This window comes from Dysgonomonas sp. 520, from assembly GCF_010501095.1.
Lineage (GTDB): Bacteria > Bacteroidota > Bacteroidia > Bacteroidales > Dysgonomonadaceae > QVMP01.
The window spans coordinates 16034-40672 of record NZ_QVMP01000011.1 but is presented as its reverse complement, the minus strand read 5'-3'; the positions used below and the strand labels follow the sequence as shown (position 1 = coordinate 40672).

The 24639-nt window shown below is 38.0% G+C and carries 16 protein-coding genes and 1 pseudogene; 7 read left to right on the top strand and 10 right to left on the bottom strand.

Translation table 11 applies throughout. From position 1 onward, the window contains the following. Window positions 1-59 precede the first annotated feature (59 nt). The 9 genes from hepC to D0T56_RS08175 all read right to left on the bottom strand — a co-directional run bounded on the left by hepC (window position 60) and on the right by D0T56_RS08175 (window position 17905). Window positions 60-2033, bottom strand: coding sequence for a heparin-sulfate lyase HepC (gene hepC / locus D0T56_RS08215; RefSeq protein ID WP_163319660.1), 1974 nt, complete (start codon window positions 2031-2033; stop codon window positions 60-62). 40 nt (window positions 2034-2073) lie between these two features. Continuing rightward, entirely contained in the window at window positions 2074-3285 is a 1212-nt protein-coding gene (locus D0T56_RS08210; RefSeq protein ID WP_163319659.1) for a DUF4995 domain-containing protein, read from the bottom strand. Between the two features lie 156 nt (window positions 3286-3441). Then, window positions 3442-7479, bottom strand: a complete 4038-nt coding sequence (locus tag D0T56_RS08205) for a two-component regulator propeller domain-containing protein (protein ID WP_163319658.1) — start codon at window positions 7477-7479, stop codon at window positions 3442-3444. Window positions 7480-7819: 340 nt separating this feature from the next. Continuing rightward, window positions 7820-9385 carry a sulfatase gene (locus tag D0T56_RS08200; RefSeq protein WP_163319657.1) on the bottom strand — a complete coding sequence of 522 codons (1566 nt, stop codon included), beginning with the start codon at window positions 9383-9385 and terminating at the stop codon, window positions 7820-7822. A gap of 9 nt (window positions 9386-9394) precedes the next feature. Next, complete coding sequence (locus D0T56_RS08195; protein WP_163319656.1) at window positions 9395-10954, bottom strand: sulfatase; 1560 nt, start codon at window positions 10952-10954, stop codon at window positions 9395-9397. Between the two features lie 164 nt (window positions 10955-11118). Then, window positions 11119-12096 carry a T9SS type A sorting domain-containing protein gene (locus D0T56_RS08190; protein WP_163319655.1) on the bottom strand — a complete coding sequence of 326 codons (978 nt, stop codon included), beginning with the start codon at window positions 12094-12096 and terminating at the stop codon, window positions 11119-11121. 31 nt (window positions 12097-12127) lie between these two features. Continuing rightward, window positions 12128-12868, bottom strand: a complete 741-nt coding sequence (locus D0T56_RS08185; protein WP_163319654.1) for a discoidin domain-containing protein — start codon at window positions 12866-12868, stop codon at window positions 12128-12130. An 80-nt stretch (window positions 12869-12948) separates the two neighbouring features. Next, complete coding sequence (locus tag D0T56_RS08180; RefSeq protein ID WP_163319653.1) at window positions 12949-14628, bottom strand: RagB/SusD family nutrient uptake outer membrane protein; 1680 nt, start codon at window positions 14626-14628, stop codon at window positions 12949-12951. A 13-nt stretch (window positions 14629-14641) separates the two neighbouring features. Then, the gene (locus D0T56_RS08175) at window positions 14642-17905 is read right to left on the bottom strand and encodes a TonB-dependent receptor (RefSeq protein WP_255491106.1); all 3264 of its coding nucleotides are present in this window, start codon (window positions 17903-17905) and stop codon (window positions 14642-14644) included. Window positions 17906-18327: 422 nt separating this feature from the next. On the opposite strand from D0T56_RS08175, the gene hisD reads away from it, so the two are divergent. Further along, a complete protein-coding gene (gene hisD / locus D0T56_RS08170) occupies window positions 18328-19605 on the top strand; it encodes a histidinol dehydrogenase (protein WP_163319651.1) in 1278 nt (425 codons plus the stop codon). Between the two features lie 79 nt (window positions 19606-19684). Beyond that, on the top strand, window positions 19685-20461 hold the full coding sequence (locus tag D0T56_RS08165; RefSeq protein ID WP_163319650.1) for a DUF3298 and DUF4163 domain-containing protein: 777 nt from the start codon (window positions 19685-19687) through the stop codon (window positions 20459-20461). 59 nt (window positions 20462-20520) lie between these two features. Here the strand turns inward: D0T56_RS08165 and D0T56_RS08160 are convergent. Then, a pseudogene (locus D0T56_RS08160) lies at window positions 20521-20802 on the bottom strand (ABC transporter permease); the annotation flags it as partial. 14 nt (window positions 20803-20816) lie between these two features. Here D0T56_RS08160 and D0T56_RS08155 point away from each other — a divergent pair. The 5 genes from D0T56_RS08155 to pfkA all read left to right on the top strand — a co-directional run bounded on the left by D0T56_RS08155 (window position 20817) and on the right by pfkA (window position 24604). Further along, the gene (locus D0T56_RS08155) at window positions 20817-21056 is read left to right on the top strand and encodes a hypothetical protein (protein WP_163319648.1); all 240 of its coding nucleotides are present in this window, start codon (window positions 20817-20819) and stop codon (window positions 21054-21056) included. An 85-nt stretch (window positions 21057-21141) separates the two neighbouring features. Continuing rightward, window positions 21142-21906, top strand: a complete 765-nt coding sequence (locus D0T56_RS08150; protein ID WP_163319647.1) for a hypothetical protein — start codon at window positions 21142-21144, stop codon at window positions 21904-21906. 116 nt (window positions 21907-22022) lie between these two features. Further along, window positions 22023-22721, top strand: a complete 699-nt coding sequence (cmk, locus tag D0T56_RS08145; protein WP_163319646.1) for a (d)CMP kinase — start codon at window positions 22023-22025, stop codon at window positions 22719-22721. Beyond that, entirely contained in the window at window positions 22711-23589 is an 879-nt protein-coding gene (locus D0T56_RS08140; protein ID WP_163319645.1) for a 4-hydroxy-3-methylbut-2-enyl diphosphate reductase, read from the top strand. Before cmk ends, D0T56_RS08140 begins: the two co-directional genes overlap by 11 nt. Window positions 23590-23623: 34 nt before the next feature. Then, window positions 23624-24604 carry a 6-phosphofructokinase gene (gene pfkA, locus D0T56_RS08135; protein WP_163319644.1) on the top strand — a complete coding sequence of 327 codons (981 nt, stop codon included), beginning with the start codon at window positions 23624-23626 and terminating at the stop codon, window positions 24602-24604. The last annotated feature ends 35 nt before the right edge of the window (window positions 24605-24639 follow it).

Sequence of the window (24639 nt, the reverse complement as noted above, 5' to 3'; positions counted from 1 at the left end):
GGAGAAGGACATTCAGAATAAGGTGTCAATATTTTTTAATTCACCCTGCAGTGAGGTGTTTATAGCTTGTATGCCAAATTGTAGGTTTTACCGCCAATTTTTACTTCAACATTCATCTTGCTCATATCAGTGGCAGAGCTTTTTATGGCAGCTTTCATTTTCGGAGCAGAAGTTCTGTCTGCAACAGGATAAATGACTGTCACATAACGTACATTCTGTCCCGCTTTTTTATCGACATTGAAAGCAAACGCAGGGCGTTCCTCTTTCTTTCTGTAGTCGGTAGACATCCAACCTTCTTCGTCTTTCATAGTCATGGTTTTTTCTCCAAAGCATTGAAGAATAATGTTGTTTTTGTCGCCGAAAGTTGTTGTGGCAGAGAAGTTCTTATGATTTATATCGGCTTTTCCTGCACATAATTGATAGTGTATGGCAACGTCGCCTGTTGCAGAACCGATTGCCTGATCTACAACAACAAAGAATTTATTATCGACAAAAAATACAGAACGGCGGTGTTTCAGATCTTTGTAACTCGGATTTTCAACGACAAGTATTTCAGCATTGTCTTTTTTCTCCCAAAGTAAACATTTAGTATCAGCTGTTTCAATGTTTTTGTTATCCAACGTCAGAGTATTGTGAACCATTGTTTGCCTGAACCAATCGCGTTGTTTGTTCACTTCTTCACTACCCGCATATACATAGCTTCCTGAATCTGTGAAGAAATCACGTCCTTTGATCCATAATTCGAATGTTCCGTTATCGGGCTGACAGTGCCAGAACCCGGGAGGGCCTGCTTTGAGGATCATAACCGTAGCATCGTTAGCCCATGAATTTCTGAAAGTGTAGAACCCTGATGTTTTGAATGCTTCAGTCAGGTTTTCAGGCAATTGTCCTTTTTTACCTTCCGTGGCAAAATATTTTATTTGTTCGTTATCGGGGAACACCTTCGACCAGTTTTTATAGTGCTTCACCATCTCCTCCTTTTTTGTAGCCTTTGCATCGCTGAAGCAAGGATTAGAATAATCGGGGAAACATATATTGAAATAGAAAACGATCATTTTTTCAACCGTATCCAGATATTTTTTAGGAAACTCGCTTCTGAAACCACCTACATCGGCAATCTGAATGGCTTTGTAGAAAATATTGATTGCAGCCAAATGATAGTGAGGATCGAGTTCGAATTGCCCGCCATCGCTATACACCTGAACATCTACTTCTTCGTTCAATACGCCTATACCGCTTTTTCTCCAGGTGGAGGCATCTTTAAGTTCTGGGAAAAATGCTCCTGCCGCAAGAACACGTTGAGCTTCGAACAACAAGTGGTTGCCCTGATCGGAATAGTTGGCAAGTATATGTTGCGCATGTTTGTGGTAGTTAACCAAAAACTGGCTCAAAAACTCAGGTGTAAAATGTGGCGATTTTACGAAATACAGGAATTGTCCTGTCTGATCTTGCAAACGGTGACTCACTTCCAACGGCCTCCATGCAAAGCGCATGTTTTCACGTTGGGCAGAGGTTGCAGTTTTTCTATCCAACAATGGATTTTTCTTGATCCAATCCATGTATTGAAATGCCCATTCTTTGGCATATTTTTCATCTTTCGACACCTGATAAGCTTTTCCCATCGGACCAAACCACTTATGGCGGTGCAATTGCCAGCGAAGCTCATTGTCTTGTACAGGCCAGTATGTCCAATCGATATCATCACCATAAAAGTATGATGGCTGATATCCTTTGTGCGAAAAGAATTTATGTTCAAGTGCTTCATCCGCCATTTTCTGGTCGCCTTTCGAAATCCTGACTCTGGTCAGGTCTATATCGGGATGCTTAACATCTTTCCTGCTACGGTAGTAGTTCAGCAACTCTTTCATTGCTTCTTTATCCTTACCTTCGCTGTGTAATGCTTTTACTTTTTCCAACCCTTTATAGTCCAGATTGACCAGATTTAAAGCCTCTTTGTTTAATTCCTGAGCATTCACTGTTCCCGAAACAAACAGGCAGAAGGCTATCAGTATATATTTTGTGATATTATTCATGGTATGATTTATATATCTTTTTTTTAACTAATTATTTAACTTATCTAGCTTTATTTTCAGCAACCAGTTTTTTAGTATCTATTCCTTTTATAGCGGCGTATCTTTTTATTGACTCAAGATAATAATAGTCGGCATAATTGAGGGGCGTATCAATTTCAGAATCTGCCGGCAGATGACCTACCGAGTGCATCAGGATGAAACCTTGATTTTCGCCAATCTTCGCCAGATATTTATCACTTGACAGGTTTTTAAGAATGGTTTCGGCATATTTGAAATATTCGTCGCCATTTTCAACCAATGTGCTTAGGTCTAACAATGCTGCACAGGTAACGGCCGCTGCCGAAGCGTCTCTCGGTGCATTGGGTATATCGGGTGCATTATAGTCCCAATAGGGTATAAGGTCTTCTGTCTTTACACTTTTCATGATGTAATCGGCAATTTTGATTGCGAAATCAAGATATCGCTTGTCTTTTGTTTCCTCAAAGCATTCAGTGTATCCATACAATCCCCAAGCCTGACCTCTTGCCCAAGACGAATTGTCGGAATATCCCTGAAATGTTCCTTTCGATTCCACCGCTCCTGTTACAGGCAGGTAACTGATTACATGATAGGATGAGTAATTATCCCTGAAATGGTTTTTCATCGTAGTATTTGCGTGCTGGATAGCAATATTTCTGAATTTTTCGTTCTTCGATATATCGCTGGCATAGAAAAGAAGTTTCAGGTTCATCATATTGTCTATGATTACGGGATAGCTCCAATCTCCGAAATCCCACGAACGAATTGCCTTGATGGTATCGTTGTAACGGCTAGCCAGACTTTCGGCACTTTCTATCAATACTTGCTTGATGCTATCGTTAGGACTTAGTCTTTCGGCATTTCCATAACTGCAAAATACCATGAAACCCAAGTCGTGCGTTCCTTTATAATCTTTCAGGTCGTGCAAAAGATTTGTGAATTTCGATGCTTGTGTTTCGAAGTATTTATCACCTGTCAGTTCGTATTCGTACCACAAACTGCCGGGGAAAAAACCGCTTGTCCAATCGTACAGATCTTCGAGTCTGCGCTCTCCGTTTTTTATGGATCTGGGGAATTTTGTCGAATCGGCAATTTCTTCTGATGTTAGTCGAAGTTGCGAACTGCTCACTTCAATGGCGTTAGCCAACCAATTATAATCTTCTTGTTGAGTTTTGTTGCAAGATGCAAAAAACGCATAGGAGATTAACAACGTAAAAATAAGGTTAGTTTTCATCTTATAGTTCTATTATGAGTTTATGAATTTTCATGGTGAATTAGAAACCATAACAAAAATATAATTTGACCAGATTTTACTTGTTCATGAATGTTGAAATGAATTGAAAATAGGCTTTCTCTACTTTTAATTTTGTTGAATAGAATAGCAACTTTGTTATTTTCTCAGGTTTTTAACATATTCTGTGGGCAAAAATCCGAAATATTTTTTAAAACTCGTTGCAAAATAGGATGGTGAATTGAACCCTACCATAGTGCTCACTTCCGAGATATTATAGCGTCCGTCTTTCAATAATTTGCATGCTTCGTTGAATCTTATTTTACGTATAAATTCGATTGTAGACTCTCCTGTGATAGCTTTCAGTTTCAAATGCAAATTAGATCGGCTCATTGCCATTTCACGGCTGAAATCGTCGGCAGAAAATTCTATATTATCCATGTTGTTTTTAACAATCTCGGTTGCTTTTCGTATCAGTTCTTCGTCCATTGCATTGAATGTGATTTTCTCGGGTTCAACATCGAACGAGTTTGAATAATGATCCAACATCCGCTTGCGTGAGCGTAAAATATTGTGGATTTTGGAAAGCAGTATGGCTATGGAGAAAGGTTTTGTAATGTAATCGTCTGCGCCAACTTCCAAGCCTTCCAGCTGATCTTCCGTATTTGCTTTTGCCGACAAGATGACGACAGGGATATGGCATGTCCTGATGTTTTGTTTTATGGCCTTGCATAATTTTATTCCACTCATTTCGGGAAGCATAACATCTGTCAGAACGAGGTCTACATCCTGATCTTTCAATACCTCAAGGGCAGGAAGCCCGTCTTCTTCAATAATAACATTATACTCTTTATTCAATTCGTTTTTCAGGTAATCCAATATTTCCACATTGTCTTCCACAACCAATATTGTGCCCTTTTTCACATCTTCGTTCAACTCATTGTTTCCGGCTATTTCATCATCGGATGATATAATATCTTCTGTAGTTTTAGGTTTTCTTTCCGCTTCTTCGTCTTTGCTATCGGCAAATTCATTTTCGGCATAAACGGACTTGTTTTGAGGTATGAAAATCCTGAAACAACTTCCTTTTCCTTCTTCACTATTCAGTTCCACCCTTCCGTGATGCATGTCCACAAGATGTTTTACCAGTGATAAACCTATGCCGCTACCTGTATGGTCAGGGCTGGTCTGATAGAAACGGTCGAATATTTTTTCCTGCAAATTGAAGGGAATACCTTTTCCTGTATCTTCCACTTCCAATACAATATCCTGACCCGATTTCTTTATCCTGACTGTGATTGTTCCCTGTTCCTTTGTGTACTTGAAAGCATTGGATAACAGGTTGTTTAATATTATCTCAATATACTGTGGCGAAAATAGGACTTTCCGGTCCGTAATTTCGGAATCGAAATAATAGTCTATTTTTTTTCTTTTAGCCAGACTTTCGTAAAGTATAAAATTATCGTATGCAAAATCGTTCAGGTTTTGTTCCACTACTTTCAATTCAAATACACCCAGTTCAGCCCTCCGGTAATCTATCAACTGATTGATTATGTGCATCAACTTATTTGTATTTTTCTTTATATATTGAAGCTGGCTTTGCATCCACTTGTCATTATTTCCTTTATTCATTATTTCTTCCAATGGAGACTGTATGAGTGTAAGCGGAGTTCTCAGTTCATGCGAAAGATTGATGAAGAAACGGGTTTTCATCTGGTTCAGTTCATCCTGACGTAACTTATCCAATTGTTCCATTTTCAATTCTTTTTTAAGCATCTTTCTGAACCAGACCGTACGGATAACGATGATAGAAATAGCTATAATTGCAACCGAAAACAACAATATAGCCCACCAGGTTCTCCACCATACAGGCAAAACTTTTATTTCCAGAGTCCTCACTTCTTTCGACCATATTCCGTCATTGTTGGCAGCTTTCACCAGCAGTGTGTAAGTGCCGTCACTGAGGTTGGTATACGTAACTATTCTGTTGTCGGTGGTGTATATCCAATCTTCATCAAAACCTTCTAGTTTGTATGCGAAAAGGTTGTGCTTGTTGGATACATAGTTAGACACAACAAACTCTAAGGAGAAAGAAGTCTGATTGGCCTTTAGAGTGATCATATCCGTCAGCGAAATAGCTTTATCCAAAATTCCTGTTTCGTCGTCGGGCATCACATCTTTATTGAACAGGAATAATTTGTCTATTGTTACTATCGGAGTATACGGATTGTCTACAAGTTTTTCGGGATGAAATACGGTGATGCCATTTATGCCGCCAAGATACATCAATCCGTCGTAAGTTTTGCAATATGAATATGAGTTGAACTGGTTGCTTTGTATGCCATCATTTTGGCTGTAGACACGAAATTCCTTGGAGTAAGGAGTAAAACACACCAATCCTTTGTTCGTGCTTAGCCATAAACGGTTCAGGCTATCGTCTAGTATTCCGTAAACCACATTGTTGGGCAACCCGTTTTTTGTGGTATAATGTTCTAATGTCCGGTCTTTTTCCGAATATATATACAAGCCGCTTCTTGTACCTATGCAGATTTCGCCTTTGTTGTTGTATGTGATACAATTTACAAATGCTGTTTTCAATAATTGGTTATTCTCTATAATATCTAGTTTTACAATCTGTTTGTTTGTAGGCGAATAAATAATCAATCCGTCTTCTTTTCCTATCCAAAGCCTGTTTTGAGAATCCTTGAAAATCTGGGTAATAAAAATATTATCCAACAAATCCGATTCGGCGACAAAAGAATTGTCTTTTGGGTAATACCTCATAACTCCTTTCAGTGTGCCTATCCAGAGAAAGTCCAGACCACTGTCTATTATGGAATAGATGTTGTTTCCGGTCAGCGAACTGTTGTTTGTATTGAAATGCTGAATCCGCCCTGTTTTTTTATTCAATACACTCAGTCCTCCTGCATGTGTGCCAATATATACCAAGCCATTGGCGTCGTCTACATATATTGCTTTAATATTGTTCGACTCTACTCCGTTATCGTAGTTCAGAGAATTCATATAATAAGTAAATTTCCCTGTTTTTGTATCGTAAAAATTCACTCCGTTGTCGTTGGTTCCTATCCATAAATTGTGATCGGCATCTTCTACAATGCAGCTAACTACATTGTCGTTCAGCGAATTTGTATTAGGAATCAGCTTCATGTGCATGAAGCGGTTGTTCAGCGAATGGTAATAGTTTAAGCCACCGAAATACGAACCGCACCACATGCCACCTTGGTTATCCTTGAAAATGGAACGGATTGAGTTTTGTGAAATTGAGCCTTCTTGCAGTGGTTTGTTTTTGTAACGGAAAAAGTTGTCTTCCCGTTTATTATAAATATTCAATCCATCGAATGTGCCTACCCAAAGCCGTCCACTGTTATCCAGAGCTAAAGAACGGATGAAGTCGGAGCAAATACTGTTCGGATCGGATTTGCTTGAACGATAGGTTTTAACCGTATTGTATTTGTCATTGATTAAAAATAGGCCTGAGCCTTCCGTTCCTACCCAGATTTTATCATCAGCTTCTTGTAGCATGGACTGGACAAATAACCCTTCGAGATGAGAGATAGAGCGGGTTACTTTTTTGCCTTTTTTGTTATAAATAATCAATCCGTTATTCAATCCTATCCAGATATCACCACTCAGATGAAGAAAAGCATTAGCCATGAATTGGTTATCTTCCATACCCGGAACAGGAATAAAGTTTTCTTTATCCGTATCAAATAAAATCAGTCCGTTGTTAGTACCCAGCAATAAGAGATTATTTTCTAGTTCTGTAATACTATTTACCTGCGATTTAGAAAATCCCTTTAGATTCTGAGTGTAATTTTTAAACGTCTCTTTCTCGAAATTATATCTTGACAAACCATTTCGTGTGCCTATCCAAAGCCTGTTTTGAGAATCAACAAACAATGTACGTACAATGTCGGACGCAATGCTGTTGGGGTTTTCGGGATCGAAACGGAAAACCGTGAAGTTATAACCGTTATATTTGCTCAGTCCGTCGTAGGTGGCAAACCATAAATTATTGGCATTATCCTGCACTATGTTAAAAACCGTACTTTGAGATAATCCATCATTGATAGAAATCTGTGAGAAATTTATATTATCAGGTGTATTTCCGAACAGGACACTTCGATATATGTAAAATAAAGATATAAATACACAGGAAAAGATGTATTTTTTCATATAGGTACAGGTAATAAAGATTCATTAGTTAACACAAAAATTATCTTGACTTTATACATTCAGGATGATAGAAATGAATAAAAAAAGAAAAGTCGAGACAACTTCATAAACAAATATAGAATATTCTTAATGCAGAAACAATAGAGTTTATGTTTTTAACAACACACTTTTACCTCCCTCTTGAAAGAAGAAGTTTATTATAGGTTGGCAGATATCACTCGCAACTAATTGCTATGGTAATGAAGCCTTTTCGCTACATTCGACCAAACAACTTTTATTGTCTAAATATGTATTATAATCCGTCTTTACATTGTTGGCACAGTATTTCATTGTTATAGTTTTATTTGCGTATTTGTGACTTCAGAAAATCTTTCATGGTCTTATCCAGCTCCTTTGCAACAGCCAGATAATCTGTTTCATTCACTACATTAGTTGTCTCGAGTGGATCAACATCATAGTCATACAATTCGCGGGCAAAAATATGATCGTTTTTTAAAGGCTGTGCACTTGTATAGTTATCTTTCATCCAACAAGTATACCTGTATCGTTTTGTGCGGATTGTGTAACCCATAACACCGTCATCACGAGGATATTGGCTTACTGCGAAACCTTTGAATTCTTTTTCAGGCTGCTTCATTAAGGGAACAAGGCTTTTTCCATCCAGATAATCGGGAATGGGAAGACTTGTCAAATCGACTAAAGTAGGGAAAACGTCCACAAATTCGGTAAGTGAAGTTGTATAACCTTTTTTCAATTCCGGTGCAGAAATAATAAGAGGCGAACGTGTAGCTTGTTCAAAGTTGGTCTGTTTGCACCAAAGATCGTGATCGCCAAAATGCCACCCATGATCTCCCCAAAGGATAATAATTGTATTGTCTGTCAACCCAAGAGAGTCTAATTGCTCTAACAGAATTCCGATTTGCGCATCCACAAAAGAAATAGCGGCATAGTAACCGTGTATCAGTTCTTTTTGTTTATGTAACGGTATCTTGGCTTCACGCTTATCAGTGAAACTTGTCCAGAGAGGTATGTCGGTATAGCTGCGCAACTCCCATGAGTTGTGATAGGCAAATTCGTATGTGTTTTTTGCATGTAGCTGAAAGGGTTCGATAGACATATCTTCCCTGTCATACATGTCCCAGTATTTTGTAGGAGCTACGAAAGGTAAGTGCGGGCGGGCAAAACCAACCCCTAAAAAGAAAGGTTTATTCCCTTTTGCCAGATCAGACATTATATCTTTTGCCTGCACAACCATAGCCCCATCCTTATAAGCGGCATCAGGAACATCAATATTTTCTGTTGATGGCTTGATACGCCTCACAACATATTTACGAGCTTCAACAGAGTCTAATTTGAGTTTTGCGGCTTCTGCCTCGTATTTTTCCACCAAACGTTTTGTTTCCGGGTCTTGAAAATAGTCAAGAGCTGGAGGTGTAAAACCTTCGGGATATCGGGTTATTTCATGAGCCGGAATAGTCCAGGATGGTTTATCTGCAAATGAGTCCACACACCTTGGGTCGTAGATTTTTCCTATACTTGTGGTTTCGTATCCTTGCGACGCAAGATACTGAGGAAGTGTTACAATATCAGGATTAATATCTCTCATTCGGGTCTTTAAATCCCACACTTGGGTATAATCCGGGCGTTTCCCCGTCATAATACTTGCACGAGTAGGGCCACTTACAGCCTGTTGGCAATGGTTACTAGCAAAGACAGTACCCCTATCGGCAAGCTTATCTATATTTGGTGTTTTTATCAGTTTATTTCCGTAACATCCTAATTCCGGTTTCAGGTCGTCGATGGCGATAAAAAGTATATTGTATTTTTGCTCTTGAGCAGATGTGTGACTTATTCCGGATATAGCGCACAATGCAACCGAACAATAATATATTTGTCTTTTTTTCATATTTCGATCTTATTTACTTTTATCCAATATTTCTAAAGCCTCGTAATCTTTATATTTTAATATTTGGTCTTTCAGTTTCTTTTTCAATTCAGTCACAATCCCTTTATATTCAGGATTGTTAATCAAATTGCACATTTCTTGCGGATCAGTTTTAAGATCGTATAATTCCCAATTGTCAACTCCTCCATAAAATTTTACAATTTTATACCTTTCGGTACGGATACCAAAATGAGGAAAGACATGATGAGGTTCGGGAAACTCATAGTAATGATAATATGAGGCATCGCGCCACTTGGTATTTATTTTAGGCTTCGCTAATAAAGGCAGAAAAGATTCGCCTTGTATTTCGTCAGGTATTTTTGCTCCTGCAATATCCAAAACGGTAGGTGCCCAATCTATATTTGAGATGAGATTATCGTTTCTTGTTCCGGCTTTTATAACATTCGGATAGCGGATGACAAACGGTGTTTTCAACGATTCTTCATAAATGAAACGCTTGTCGAACCAACCATGTTCTCCCATATAGAATCCCTGATCGGATGTATAGATGATAACAGTGTTGTCTGCTAAGTTATTTTCGTCCAGATAGTCCAATACCCTTCCTATATTTCTGTCCATAGAATTTGCAACTGCATAATAATCCTTCAAGTAGCGTTGAAATTTCCACTCAGTCAGTTCTTTTCCCGATAGGTTCTTGTCATCAAACTCTCTAGTTATTTTGTCTTCGTAGTAGTTTTGGAATATTTTTTTCTGTTCATCTGTGAAGCGGTTATAACTGGGGTGATTTACATAATCACCATGAACTTTAAGGTCACGCTTCAAGTCAAGAGTTTTTTCTATACTCATGTCTTGCTTCGAAGCTGCTTCACGACCTTCATAATTATCGTAGAAATTTTCAGGTAAAGGAAAGTTTATATCATCGTATGCTCCTAAATCCTGCAAATCGGGTAGCCACTGCCGATGGGTTGCCTTGTGTCCAATAACCAGAAAGAATGGTTTGGAAGATTCTCTTTTTTTGATCCAATCTAAAGACAAATCGGTGACAACATCAGACACATAACCATCAAACCTGACCGTATCATTGGGTTGGCAAATAAAATCCGGATTGTAATAGTGTCCTTGTCCGGGTAGTACACTCCAAAAATCTAAACCTCGTGGCAAACTTCCAAGGTGCATTTTTCCTATCCATGCGGTTTGGTATCCCGACTGCTTCAATACATCGGTAAAGAGAAGCTGATTCATATCGAAGTCGTCTTTTTCATTTTCCTTAAAACCATTCATGTGGCTATATTTTCCGGTCAACAAACATGCCCTGCTAGGGCCACTGATAGAATTTGCTACAAGATTGGTTGTCAATAACGCCCCTTCATTTGCAATACGGTCAATGTTTGGTGTTTGGGCAATTTTGTTACCATACGCTCCAATGGCTTGATATGCGTGGTCGTCGGAAAGTATGAAAATAATGTTGGGTTGTTTCTTTTCTGTGTTCTGGGTTTGAGCATTCATGTGCAGGAAAGATACAGATGCGCACCCAAATGCGATTGCCGTTGCTTGAAGAGTTTTTTGCATGGTTGTAGGTGTGGTTTAAGTAAAACCCGACTAACTGCATCACAAATTAGCCGGGTTCAACAGTTTTGATTATTATGTTAAAGTCGTCTTGAATTTTTAGTTATAATTACTTTGATGCTTTGATTTGAGCATGGCAAAATAAGTAAAAACTAAAAGTTGTAAATTTACTTAATGATAAATTTAAGAGTCTTCGCTTTATTATCTGCGGTTACTTTAGCTACATAAATGCCTTTTGCCAATCCGGAAAGGTCTATTGAAGTTGAAGGGTTGCTAGCTGCTAAAACCTGAGAACCTGTAACATTGTAAACTTCAACTTTATTCACCTCGGCACCAACCATTAGCTCGTTGCCATTAACATATACATTAGCATCTAAAGTAGATTCTTCAATGATTGTACTCACTCCTTTTTCTATGGAGATGTTGTTCATTGATACAGTTTGGACTCTTTTTGTATAAACCCATTTTACATAACGTACATTTGAAGAGGGAGTAAAGTCATAAGAAGTAGCTGTATTTGTTATAGGTTTTTCACTATTAAACTGCATTTCACTTTTCCAGTTAATACCATCTTCCGAACTGAATACATCAAAGATACCCTCCCCATAAACACCATTAGCAGTCATTGTAAATGATACTTTTCCGGGAGCATCGGAGAAAGCAGTGATGAAAGCTGCGGATGTGTTAGCAAAACGTACTATTTTAGAATTGTTATCTGCCGGATCAAAAGCGGCTCCTGCCCAACCTACAGTATTTGCATCCCAACTGTTTGTCATGAATCCGGCTGAAAAAGTAAGATCGAGGGGCAATGTCGATGGTTTCAGTTTTCTGAAAGTAACATTCCATGTCCTGGTTACTCCTGTTGCTGTTATTTTCGTGATAATAGTTTGAGGTGATGAAAAATTGGTAGGGAGAGGACTGGTTACGATCTCGTCATTTGAGCCAACTGCACAGTCTAAAATAACATTAGTTACATCGAAATTTTCAGGAACTATAATGTCTAATTGTCCAGCTCCTGGTCTAGTTGAAAAGTCATTCAATATTTTCACTCCAGCATTATCGGTTGCATTAAATTTCGTGAAATTTTGAGCTGAAATACTCGAAGCCATTAAACAAACGGCAAAAAATGTAAATAATTTTTTCATAATCATTGTATATTAAAAAAGTTTATAAATTTTATTTTGGAGATACTATAATATTGTTCAGATTGACATTTTGTTTCTCACGAGTAACATATGTCCATTTCACAAAACGTACATCACTTTCGAGCTCGTTGGTGAAACTGTTGTCTGTTGAGAAAGGCGTTTTGCTGTCGTAAGTCACTATCGTGTTCCAGTTTTTACCATCAGGAGAAGCGCTTACTTCAAATTTTCCGTCAAATTCAGTTCCTTTTGCTCCAACAACCTTTAGGTCGTACGAAACGTCTTTTGCTTCACCATCGAAAGCAACCAAAAAACTAACATCCGAGTTGCCAAACCTTACTACTTGCGGCTTACCTTCGTCGGTGTTAAATGTCACCCATCCCTTGGTAGAGGAATTGTAAATAGAAGGATCATCGTTTGAGAAACTTATATCCAAGGGCAGCGTTGCAGGTTGTAATTTCTTCACCAGTATAGTCCAGTCTTTGCTTGTTGCATTCTTGCTGATCTCAACTTTTTGAGGAGAAGTGAAATTTTTGTCTATTTTATCTTCTAAACGACATGCACTAAGTAGTTTGTACTTGAATTTTACATTTTTCAGATCAACATCATTACCAACAATAACTTCTACTTTCGAAGGTCCTGTCTTTATGTTTTTTATGCTCGATTTGAACAACGAACCCTCCACATCGAAAGATGCGAATCCTTGAGCAAATGTATTTACCGAACATGCCATAGCTAATAGTGCCAATAAGCATATTTTTTTAGAGTGTTTCATATTTCTAAATTTTTGCGTTTTTATGTTATATCAGAAAGGGATGCCTCACGGCTTTGGAGGCATTCCCTATATTGTTTTTGTTAGTATCCGGGATTTTGAATTATTGTTCCTCCGGTTTCCCTTACATCGTAGTCAGGTATGGGATATAGCTCATGTACACCCGTTTTGAAGCGAATTGCAGCCGTGAATGTATAAGAGTTCATTTCTTTGTTTGCAATAGCATCATCAAATTTCTTTTTGGTGTCAGTCAATGTTTTGTTAAGCAATCCCCAACGAATCAAGTCCATGCGGCGATGACCTTCGAAACATAGTTCACGGGCACGTTCCTCAAACAGATAATTGAAGAAAGATTCTTTATCACCAAAGTCAGAAATTCTCAGATCGAAGGCTGCATCTGCTGTCAAATAATCTTTACCGAAGGCACGGCGACGCACTTGGTTAAGTGCTTCAATTGCTAGGTCATTCGGACCTCCATTCAATTCGTTTTCCACTTCGGCACGCATTAATAATACGTCGGCATAGCGAAGAATAACAGCGTTCAGATCTGTATTGTTATTATCTTTTATCTTTCCTGTATGCCAGTTGCGACGCCATTTACCCGGTGCCCAGTTGTAACTTTGCTTTCTGTTAATTTCTTTTACTACATCGTCTTTATTTATGCTGAAAGTAGCTATAGCAACGTCCCTTCTTAGGTCACCATTCGGATCAAATGTATCGTAGAAGAAATTTTGAGTTTTTATAAAAGAATTGGCACGTCCGTATGATGAAGCGGCATTTATTTCTGGTCCGTTATAAGTACCCACCGTACTGGATGTTCCTACTTGCCCGGTGAGCGAGAAGAATGATACTTCAAACATATTCTCGAACGGATCGTATTCCAATTCGCACATATTCCTGAAGACCCGCTCATAACTTTTAAGTAATCCGTGTTTATTTGCAGTGATTAATTCGTCCAATACTTTTTTAGCTTCTTGGTAATATTCTTTGTAGTTGTCAGGACGTTTCAATGTTCCTGAGCTTCCTGCGCCATATAGAGAATATCCACCACGGAACAAATATACTTTTGCCAACATTCCCATTGCGGCTCCTTTAGATATACGTTCTCCTGTTTGGGTCATTTCGTCTCTCCAAGGAAGATCAATAATGGCACTCTTCAGATCAGCAATTATGGTGTCATAGACAATTGCACGGTCGGTTTTTGGCACACGTACTTCGTCATATTTGTCTGCCGATTTTGTTCTCAAAGGAACATCTCCAAACAACTTAACCAAATCGAAATAGTATATTGCCCGTAAAGCTCTGGATTGTCCTACCAGATTTTTAAAAAATATGGTGTCTTTTTCATCCGTTATTTGAACCTTGTCCATGTTCTCCAGAATGAGATTCACACGATCTATACCGGTATAATAAGTAGCCCATGTGTCTTGTAGCCAAGAGTGTGTGCTGTATATGTTGTAATGCCCCAAATCTCTGGCAACATGACCTATATCAGAACCTTTTATGTGCGACAGGTCGGTGTCGGTGTCGTATACCATCCAATATTGTCCGTAAGTTGTTTGATTGCATAATCCTATATAGGCAGCATTTACAGCCATTTCAAGTCGCGATGTATTTTCAAAATAGTCATCTAACGGATAAAAATTATATCCTTCTTCATCCAGATCGCAACTTGTTACACTAAAAACAATGGAAGCGATAACGGATAGTCTCAATCCATTTTTCAGCAATTGCTTCATATATCTGTTATATATTGTTTTCATTATATTATTCTTTTTATAGTGTTAGATTTATACCAAAAACCATCGTGAAACTTCTTGGATATGCACCCCAGTCTACATTAGGGGTCAGTCCGCTGTTTGGTTTTACGTTTACCTCCGGATCAAATCCTGAATAATTGGATAGCGTCCATAGATTATATGTTGAAGCATAAACCCGAAGATTGCTCACATAAAATTTTCGCAATAGTTTTTTTGGAATGGAATATCCGAATGTAATGTTATCCAACCTCAAGAATGATCCGTCTTCAACATATCCCGAATGAAATACCATGTTGGCCGAACCTCTGATGGATGCAAATTGTTTGTCTTGGTTTATTCGAGCTAATTCAGCAGGATTACCAAATACATTACGTCCGTTTTCGTCAATGTATGTGAATCTGTCTAGTGACTGTTTCAATGAGTTACGTCCTCTGTTGCTCATTTTTGTATAATACATCTTGTTGGCGTTGTAAACATCACCACCTATGCGATAAGTGAAACCAATGGAAAGATCAAAGCTTTTGTATGTAAAATTATTGATGAATCCTCCGAACAAATCGGGTGTTGCATCTCCAATCACAGTTTTATCTTTTGCATTGATTATGCCTTTTTCACCATCAGACTGATCTACATCAACGAATTTCCAACTACCCGGTTGCAATGAATTTTTCTCCATGTTGTTGACATTATACTGGCCGGGATCGTAAGCTATACCATCTTTCAACTGATAACCAAATTTGCCGGGACTGTATTCTACATAATCAAAATCGTCTACAGTGTATATTCCTGCCGATTTGTAACCATACATCAACCCTACCGATTTGCCTACTCTTGTTATATAATCGTCAGCATTGAACTCGGATGTTTGTACCCAACCCGAACGTGTAGTGAAATAGCTGGCATCAGCAAGTTTCTTTACCTTATTTCTGTTGTGTGCAAGATTCAGGCTTGTAGTCCAACTGAAATCGCTAGTTGTAATGTTTACAGTATTTATAGCAAATTCAATACCTCTATTTTGTGTTTCACCGATATTTGCCATATACGACCCGATTCCTCCACTCGTTGAAAAAGGAACTTTTCTTTGCAGGAGCAGGTCAGTAGCATTGTTCTGATAAATATCTAAACTGGCTTGTATTCTTTGATCAAGGAATCCGAAATCCAGACCTATATTGGCTGTCGTATTAGTTTCCCACTTCAGATCAGGGTTTGCAAGTTTCTTTTGTGCATATCCGTTCACCATAGCATTGTTGAATGGTAATAGCGAAGAATGCATTGTAGCCAATGATAGATAACTTGATATGGCATCATTACCCGATGTTCCGTAGCTAGCTCGTAATTTAAGATCTGAGAAAATATTCAATTTATTGATGAAATCTTCTTCAACTGCACGCCAAGCGAGAGAAATGGCAGGGAAGTAACCCCAACGATTGTTTTTACCGAACTTGGTAGAACCATCGGTACGGAATGTAAAGGTTGCCAAATATTTTTCGTTATAGTTATAGTTGGCACGTGTAAAGAACGAGTATTTACGGTAATCTGTTCTACTATTAGATGGTATACCTATTTGAGTGGCAAGTCCCAAATCTTCCAATCCGAAATTATCCCCAGGAAATTGAGTATATGTATGTGTGCGGGTTCTAGGATCATTTATTGCTGTTTCCTGACCCACCAAGACATCTATTTTATGTAGTTTGTTTATTTTGGTATTCCATGTCAGAGTATTATTGTACTGAAGTGTATAATATTCATACTCATCACGTCTACCCCAAGGACCACCAGAGTTTATAGCTTGACGGCTACCTGAAGCATAAAACATATCATTGTCAGTTGTACGTGTACGCAAACCTATAGTACCTCTGTATCGTAAGTTTTTTAATATAGCATAAGTTAGTTCTCCGTTCAAAGACATCAGTTTATTACGTCTTTCTCTTTTTTCATTTTCTATGGAAATGAGTGGATTTTGCATTTGATTACCGTTTTCATCTTCCTGAACCGGATCATTTTGCATATTAAGCAAATAACTGTCATCCGAATGTTTCATATACATCGGACGATATTGAATGATATGTTGCATACGGCTAAATTGACCTGCATCATTCAGAGATCCCATTCCCCTAGTTACTTCATCTGTATACGAGACATTAGCCGAGAACCTCATTTTAGGATTCAGTTGATAAGAAAACTTACCACGTAGAGAGTTTCTGGTTAATCCACTGCCGGGCATGATACCATCTTCGTCCATATAGGCATACGATACGTTGTAAGTTGAGGTTTTGTTACCTCCTGATATACCTATTTTATGGCTTTGCGAAATGGGCGTGTTACCGTCAAATACTTCATCTTGCCAGTTTATACCTGGTCTGTTGGCATACACTTCATGAATTTGACCGTGCGCTAAATACATATTATCTAATACATTAGGATATGTAACTGCATCTCTGCCATCACCATAACGATTCAAGAATCCGTTTTTTTCCGATTCGTCACCTATCATGGCTCTTTCATATTCCAGATTGACAAAATCTTCCACATTCATCACGTCCATACGTTTAGTCAATTTCTTGAAACCAACATAACCATCGTATGTTATCACGGCTTTTCCTTCTTTAGCTGTTTTGGTTGAGATAAGGATAACCCCGTTTGCTCCGGCCGATCCGTATATGGCTGTTGCAGAAGCATCTTTCAGTACATCTATGCTTGCTATATCGCTTGGGTCGATACCCAAGAGTCCACTTTCGCTGATGAACCCGTCTATTACAAACAATGGGTCGTTGTTTTGGGTGATCGACATTCCTCCACGTACCCGTATCTCAATGGCTGCATCAGGCGAACCTTGCGACTGTGTTACCTGAACCCCTGCCACCTTACCGGCTAATGCTTGTCCGACATTGGTAACCGGGATTTTTCCGATTTCTTTACCTTTTACGGAAGATACAGAACCGGAAATATCGTTACGTTTCATTGTGCCATAACCAATAGCAACTACTTCATCTAATATCACACTGTTTGGACTTAAGGTTACATCAATAGTTGTTCGGTTATTTACCTTTACATCTTGAGATTCCATTCCTATGTATGAGAATACAAGTATGTCTTTAGAGGGGTCATTTATTGTTATTGTATATCTACCATCCATATCGGTAACAGTACCAACTGATGATTTTCCTTTAACAATAATGGTAGCACCAATGATCTCTATGCCTTCCTGATCTACGACTTTCCCCTCAATTCGGGTCTGAGCTTTTATGAAACCTGCCGACAATAAGAGTAGAGTTATCATAAGCAGGGATTTTCTTTTGACACATTTTTTTAACATGCTTCAATGGTATTAATATTAAGATTATTCAAAGAATTTACTACATAGGCAAAACTAGACAATATTATAAAAGGTCTTATTTAAATTTGTTTTTAGCTTTTGCTAGAATCTGTTTCAGAATATCAGAAATGTTGAATATTATTTCAATTTTATCTAAAAGCAGACTTATCGTCGGTTTAATATTGAAATTCAAGGTTTATAATTAATATTTTATAGAAGGAAGATGAATCTCGTTATGTCATTATGGATTCGAGATTAATTAGGGTAAGAAGTTAAACAAATTTAAAAGTTTTTGCTGAGTTGATTAAATACTATCCGATGAAGCAGTCTCTATTATAAAATAATATAGTATTTTTACATCCTGTTATCGAAAAGTTTAAAATATTATGCAAATAGTAAGATATCCAGACAGAAAAAATTGGAAAGAAACGTTGAAGCGCCCTGCTTTTGACACATCGTCATTGAATCAAACAGTTTCCGATATATTGAATAAGATTAGAGAAAGAGGCGATGAAGCTGTTATCGAATTTAGCCAAAAATTTGATAAAGTTGTATTGGATAATTTGCAAGTGTCGGATGCCGAAATATGCGAAGCCGAAAATTTAGTCCCCGATGAATTAAAAGAAGCTATCCGCACAGCTAAAAATAATATTGAGACATTTCATAACTCTCAAAAAGTAGAACTAAAAAAAATAGAAACTACCAAAGGTGTAGTTTGTTGGCAAAAATCTGTCGGAATAGAAAAGGTAGGGCTTTACATTCCGGGAGGAACAGCCCCTCTGTTTTCTACCGTTTTGATGCTTGCTGTTCCTGCTAAAATAGCCGGATGCAGAGAGATTGTTTTATGCACTCCTCCAAATAAGGAGGGAAAAGTAAATCCTGCTATTTTGTATGCAGCCAAAGTGGCGGGCGTGGATAGGATATATAAAATTGGTGGGATTCAAGCTATTGGGGCGATGGCATACGGAACAGAAACTGTAACGAAAGTGTATAAAATATTTGGTCCCGGAAATCAGTATGTGACAGCAGCTAAACAACTCGTAAGCCTGCGTGACGTGGCTATCGACATGCCTGCCGGACCATCCGAAGTGCAGGTGATTGCAGATGAAACGGCAAATCCGTCTTTCATTGCAGCCGACTTGCTGTCTCAGGCAGAACATGGAGCCGACAGCCAGGTGATATTAACAACAACTTCGGAAGATATTATAAATGAGGTTGTAAAAGAAATAGAGAAACAATTGCCATTGCTTCCTCGCAACGAGATGGCAAAGAAGGCTTTGGATAACAGTAAGTTGATCTTGCTGAAAGATGAACAGGAAATCATCGACATGACAAATGAATACGCACCCGAACACTTAATCATTGAAACTGCCGATTATATGAATATTGCCGAAAAAATAGTCAATGCAGGATCCGTTTTTTTAGGGCATTATACCCCCGAAAGTGCGGGTGATTATGCTTCGGGCACTAACCATACTTTGCCCACAAATGGCTATGCGAAAGCATATAGCGGAGTCAATCTGGATAGTTTTATCCGTAAAATTACTTTTCAGGAAATAAGTAAAGAGGGAATTCATAACTTGGGTGTTACCATTGAGATAATGGCAGAAACAGAACAATTAAATGCCCATAAGAATGCAGTTACTTTGAGACTGAAGGATTAAAAAAGTTTATTCAGAAATAAACAAATCGGTTCACTTAATGGTTTATAATTAAGGTCTAATCGATTAAAACTTTATTACGATGAAACGAATCTTATATTTTTTGTTCTTAGCCACTTTGATAACTTCTTGTAACAATAAGAATAAACAGGCATCTAACGAAACCTCCGACTCAAAACTATCATTTCACATTGTAGAGTTCGACGAAGAGTCTAAATTGGCAGGCAAACCGCAATCTACACTCAATGCTTCTATTCCTGTTGCTGGTGGCGATAGTATGGTCATTAGTAATATTAATTCTACCATTTTTCAATCAGTGAAATGGATAATAGCCGAAGACAGCGACAGTTCTGCAAACTATGATGAACTTTTCTCCGGATTTATTCGCAGTTATGAAGATTTTATAAAAGAATATTCCGATTCTCCCGGAGGATGGGAAGCAATCATAAAAGGAGCAGTTGAATACGACAGTCCTGAGCTTGTAAATATAAAACTGGATTCGTATACAATGACCGGAGGTGCTCACGGAAACAGCAACATGACCTCACTTTTGTTTGATCCGAAGACAGGTAATCAGCTATTTTTGAGCGATATAGTGAACGATACTTTGGCTTTGACTCGCATTGCCGAAGAAAAGTTCAGAAACAAATATAATATTCCGATTGGTAAGCCTATAAATTCGACGGGTTACATGTTCAATAACGATAAATTTGCCTTGCCTCAAAATATTTTCGTTACAAAAGAAGGCTTATTGCTTTATTATAATCCTTACGAAGCGGCTGCTTATGTTGAAGGACCAAAGGAAATAACTTTGCCATACGAAGAAATAAAAAATTACCTGGTTTTAAAATTCGAATAAACAGATATTCATGCTACTTGTTCAAGTATGACAAATATTGTTTAACCAGTGCTTCCTCTTTATTCAAACTTAATTGATTTTGCAGGCAATATGCGTGCAATCAGATAGGATGGACCTATCATCATCAGTAAGGATACAAGAAGTGTTCCTATATTGATGAGTAAAATGTAGATAATATTCAACTCGATAGGAACCTGTGAAACGTAGTATACGGAAGCATCCAACTTCAATATTCCGAAATATTTTTGAACGAGGCATATTGTCAATGCTATTACATATCCCCACAGCATACCTTTCAGTATGAGAAATGAAGAAACATAGAGGAATGTTTTTCTGATTGTTTTTCAGTGTGTTGATGAAACACCTTGTATTCGGGGTAGATATAATCCCGTCCGATAATTTCTGGATTGGGGTAGGCTATAACCCTAAAGTACATTCGGATATGAAAATACAGGATGGCAATAAATGGGGCGGCTGGAATGCCGGAGCCGGATTGAGGGTAAAAAGATTTAACATAGGTTTTACTTTAGCACAATTCCATCCCGATGCCACTTCCTATCACTTCAGTTTGGGGATTGATTTGTCTAAGTATTAAAGCGCAACCCCAGATTTCTACCTTTGTTTTCAATTGAAAATTATTTATTTTTGTCATGTTAAAATTAACATGAATAGCTTGCACTATGAAAAAAACAGGTTTCGTTTTATTAGTATTATTTCTTTCTCTGAGTGTCGGAAATTTATTCTCTCAAAGTTTAAAAAGTTATGTCGGCGAATGGGGTAATTTAGGCGGTACTGCAAAATATAAATATTATGAGAATGAGGACTATGAAAAGGTTATAACAGGCGCCTTCTCATTTTATAAGAATAATAAATATCTTGCTATAGACGAGAATATAAAAGGAAATTTTTCCGATGGATTGAAAAGTGGCAAATGGACTACCGTAAATAGACAAAGAGCTACTTCAGGCTTGATAACAAAGACTTATACCGGAACGTTTACGGATGGTAAGCGAAATGGAGAGTTCGCCTATACCATAGTTGCAAACAGAGGTAACTCTAAAACTGTTTTCAAATTCAGAAGTGATACATTAATAGCCATCAACTCTAAAAATCTGAATGGGAGCTTTGATGACAACGGGAACTTTATAGGAAAATGGATTTATGTAGACGAAGGTAATAAACGAGAACACATATTGGAGTTCGACAATAATATTATTCAAAAATACATTGAACGAAGACTAGGAAATCCTGAAATTATCTATAAGTATACGATTGATAAAACCAAGAAAATAACATCTGGAGTCAAGGTTGATCTGGAAGATAGATTAAGATATTTTAGAAATCTAGTTATTGGATTTATAAAAGGAGCAGAGCTGAGTTTAGATTTGATAAGTTATGGAAGTAACGAGCCAATTGTAATATCTCCCCAAATATCAGGCCATTAAGAACAAAAGAATACTAGAATAAAGTTTTACTTAATTACTGTAAAGAAATAATTAATTTGTTACAAAAAACGAACTTTGGTAGATCAAATTCTGTTTTTTAGTAATAACTTTGTCACATGAAAAAAATTACAATTGCTATTGATGGTTTCTCTTCGTGCGGAAAGAGTACTATGGCTAAAGATCTAGCTAAAAAAATTGATTATATTTATATTGATAGTGGAGCCATGTACAGGGCTGTTACGCTATTTTGTATTCAAAACGGATTGTTTGACGGAAATGTTCTGAATGAAGAAAAACTTAAAAAGCAAATTGCAGAAATTGAAATAATATTCAAACTAAACAAAGATACGAATAAACCCGAAACATATTTGAATGGCGTAAATGTTGAAGAACGAATACGCCAGATGGATGTTTCAAACAAAGTGAGTATAGTTAGCGCTGTGACGTTCGTAAGGGAAGCAATGGTACATCAACAACAGCAAATGGGTAAAGCTAAAGGCATTGTGATGGATGGCCGTGACATCGGTACGGTTGTTTTTCCTGATGCCGAACTGAAAATATTTGTTACAGCATCGCCTCAGATAAGGGCTGAAAGAAGACTGCTAGAGTTAAGAAATAAAGGTGATCAGCAAACTACATTCGAAGAAGTTTTCGAAAATCTGAAAGAACGAGATTATAAAGATCAGAACCGTGCGGAAGGTCCTCTACGTAAGGCGGATGACGCCTTAGAACTGGACAATTCTCACATAACTATTGAGCAGCAAATGCAATGGCTTCTGGATAAATTTAACCATGTTATAGACGATGAAAAATAACATCGAAATTGATCAAAAGTCAGGATTTTGTTTTGGCGTGGTCAATGCTATCAAAAAAGCAGAAGAAGAGTTGAAAAAAGGAGGAGTCCTTTATTGCTTAGGAGACATTGTTCATAACAATCTGGAGGTTGACCGTCTTGCCAAATTAGGCTTGAAGACTATCAATCATGAAGAGTTTGCAAAACTGAAAAACGTAAAAGTTCTTTTGCGTGCTCACGGCGAACCGCCATCAACTTACGAAATTGCCAAGGCTAACAATATAGAGATTATAGATGCCTCGTGTCCGGTTGTATTAAAATTGCAGAAGAAAATACATGATAAATATAATCAGGAAATCGGCAATAATACCCAGATTGTTATTTACGGCAAAGATGGGCATGCAGAAGTTATCGGACTGATAGGGCAAACCGACTCGAAGGCTATCGTGATAGAGAAGAAAGAAGATCTGGATAAACTGGATTATTCGAAAAATATCTGTTTGTTTTCGCAGACAACCAAGCCTTTGGATGGGTTTCAGGATATAATTGACGAGATTAAAAGTAGAATATCCCCGACTGCCAATTTCGAATATTTTGATACAATATGCCGTCAGGTATCGAACAGGATACCGAATATCAAAGAATTTGCACAGAAGCATGACTTGATATTCTTTGTTGCAGGCGAAAAAAGTTCGAACGGGAAAGTGCTCTTCGCAGAATGCCTGCAGTATAATCCCAATTCTTTTTTCGTATCTTCGCCGGCTGATATTGATCCTGAAGTTATCGGAGAAAATATATCAATAGGTATTTGTGGAGCCACATCAACGCCTAAATGGCAAATGGAGGAAATAGAGAAAACAATAAACAGACTGGTTGAACTTAAAAATTAATATATAGGGTTATTTAAAAAGTAGTTAAGGTAATATGGCAACAATTAGACGTATAGGGATTCTTACATCGGGTGGCGATGCCCCGGGAATGAATGCTGCTATCAGGGCAGTAACTCGTGCTGCTATTTTTAGCGGAATGGAGGTAAAAGGCATTATGAGAGGTTATAAGGGTCTTATTTCTGACGAAATAGAAACCTTTAACAGCAGCAGTGTCAGTAATATCATTCAACAAGGAGGTACTATCTTGAAAACTGCTCGCAGCAAGGAGTTCATGACACCCGAAGGCCGTCAGATAGCTTACGACACCCTTGTGAGGGAAGGTATTGACGCTCTTGTGGTGATTGGCGGTGATGGTTCGCTAACAGGTGCTAAACTTTTTGCTCAGGAATATAATTTCCCGATTGTCGGATTGCCGGGCACTATCGACAACGACTTGAGTGGCACTGATATGACTATTGGTTATGATACGGCTCTGAATACAATAATGGAAGCTGTGGACAAGATACGAGATACTGCCAGTTCGCACGAGCGGCTGTTTTTTATCGAAGTAATGGGGCGTGAATGTGGCTATTTAGCTATAAACGGAGCCATTGCAACAGGAGCCGAAGCTGCTATTATTCCTGAAATGGCATACGAAAAAGACCAGTTGGGTGAACTTATTTCGCAAGGATTCAGAAAAAGCAAAAACAGTAGCTTAGTATTGGTAACGGAAGGTGATATAACCGGAGGTGCTATGGCTATGGCTGAACGTATGAAGAATGAATATCCTCAGTACGATGTGCGTGTTTCTATTCTGGGACATGTTCAGAGGGGTGGTTCGCCATCTGCCAGCGATCGCATTCTAGCCAGTCGTATGGGAGCAGCTGCTGTTGATGCTCTGAACGAAGGTCAGCGGAATGTGATGATCGGTATAGAAAACGACAAGATCGTTTACGTTCCTTTTTCAAAAGCCATAAAAAAGAATAAGCCATTCAATGATGATTTAATGAATACATTGCGTATTCTTTCTATCTAAGTTTTTGATATAAATGGATATGAAAATGGGACTAT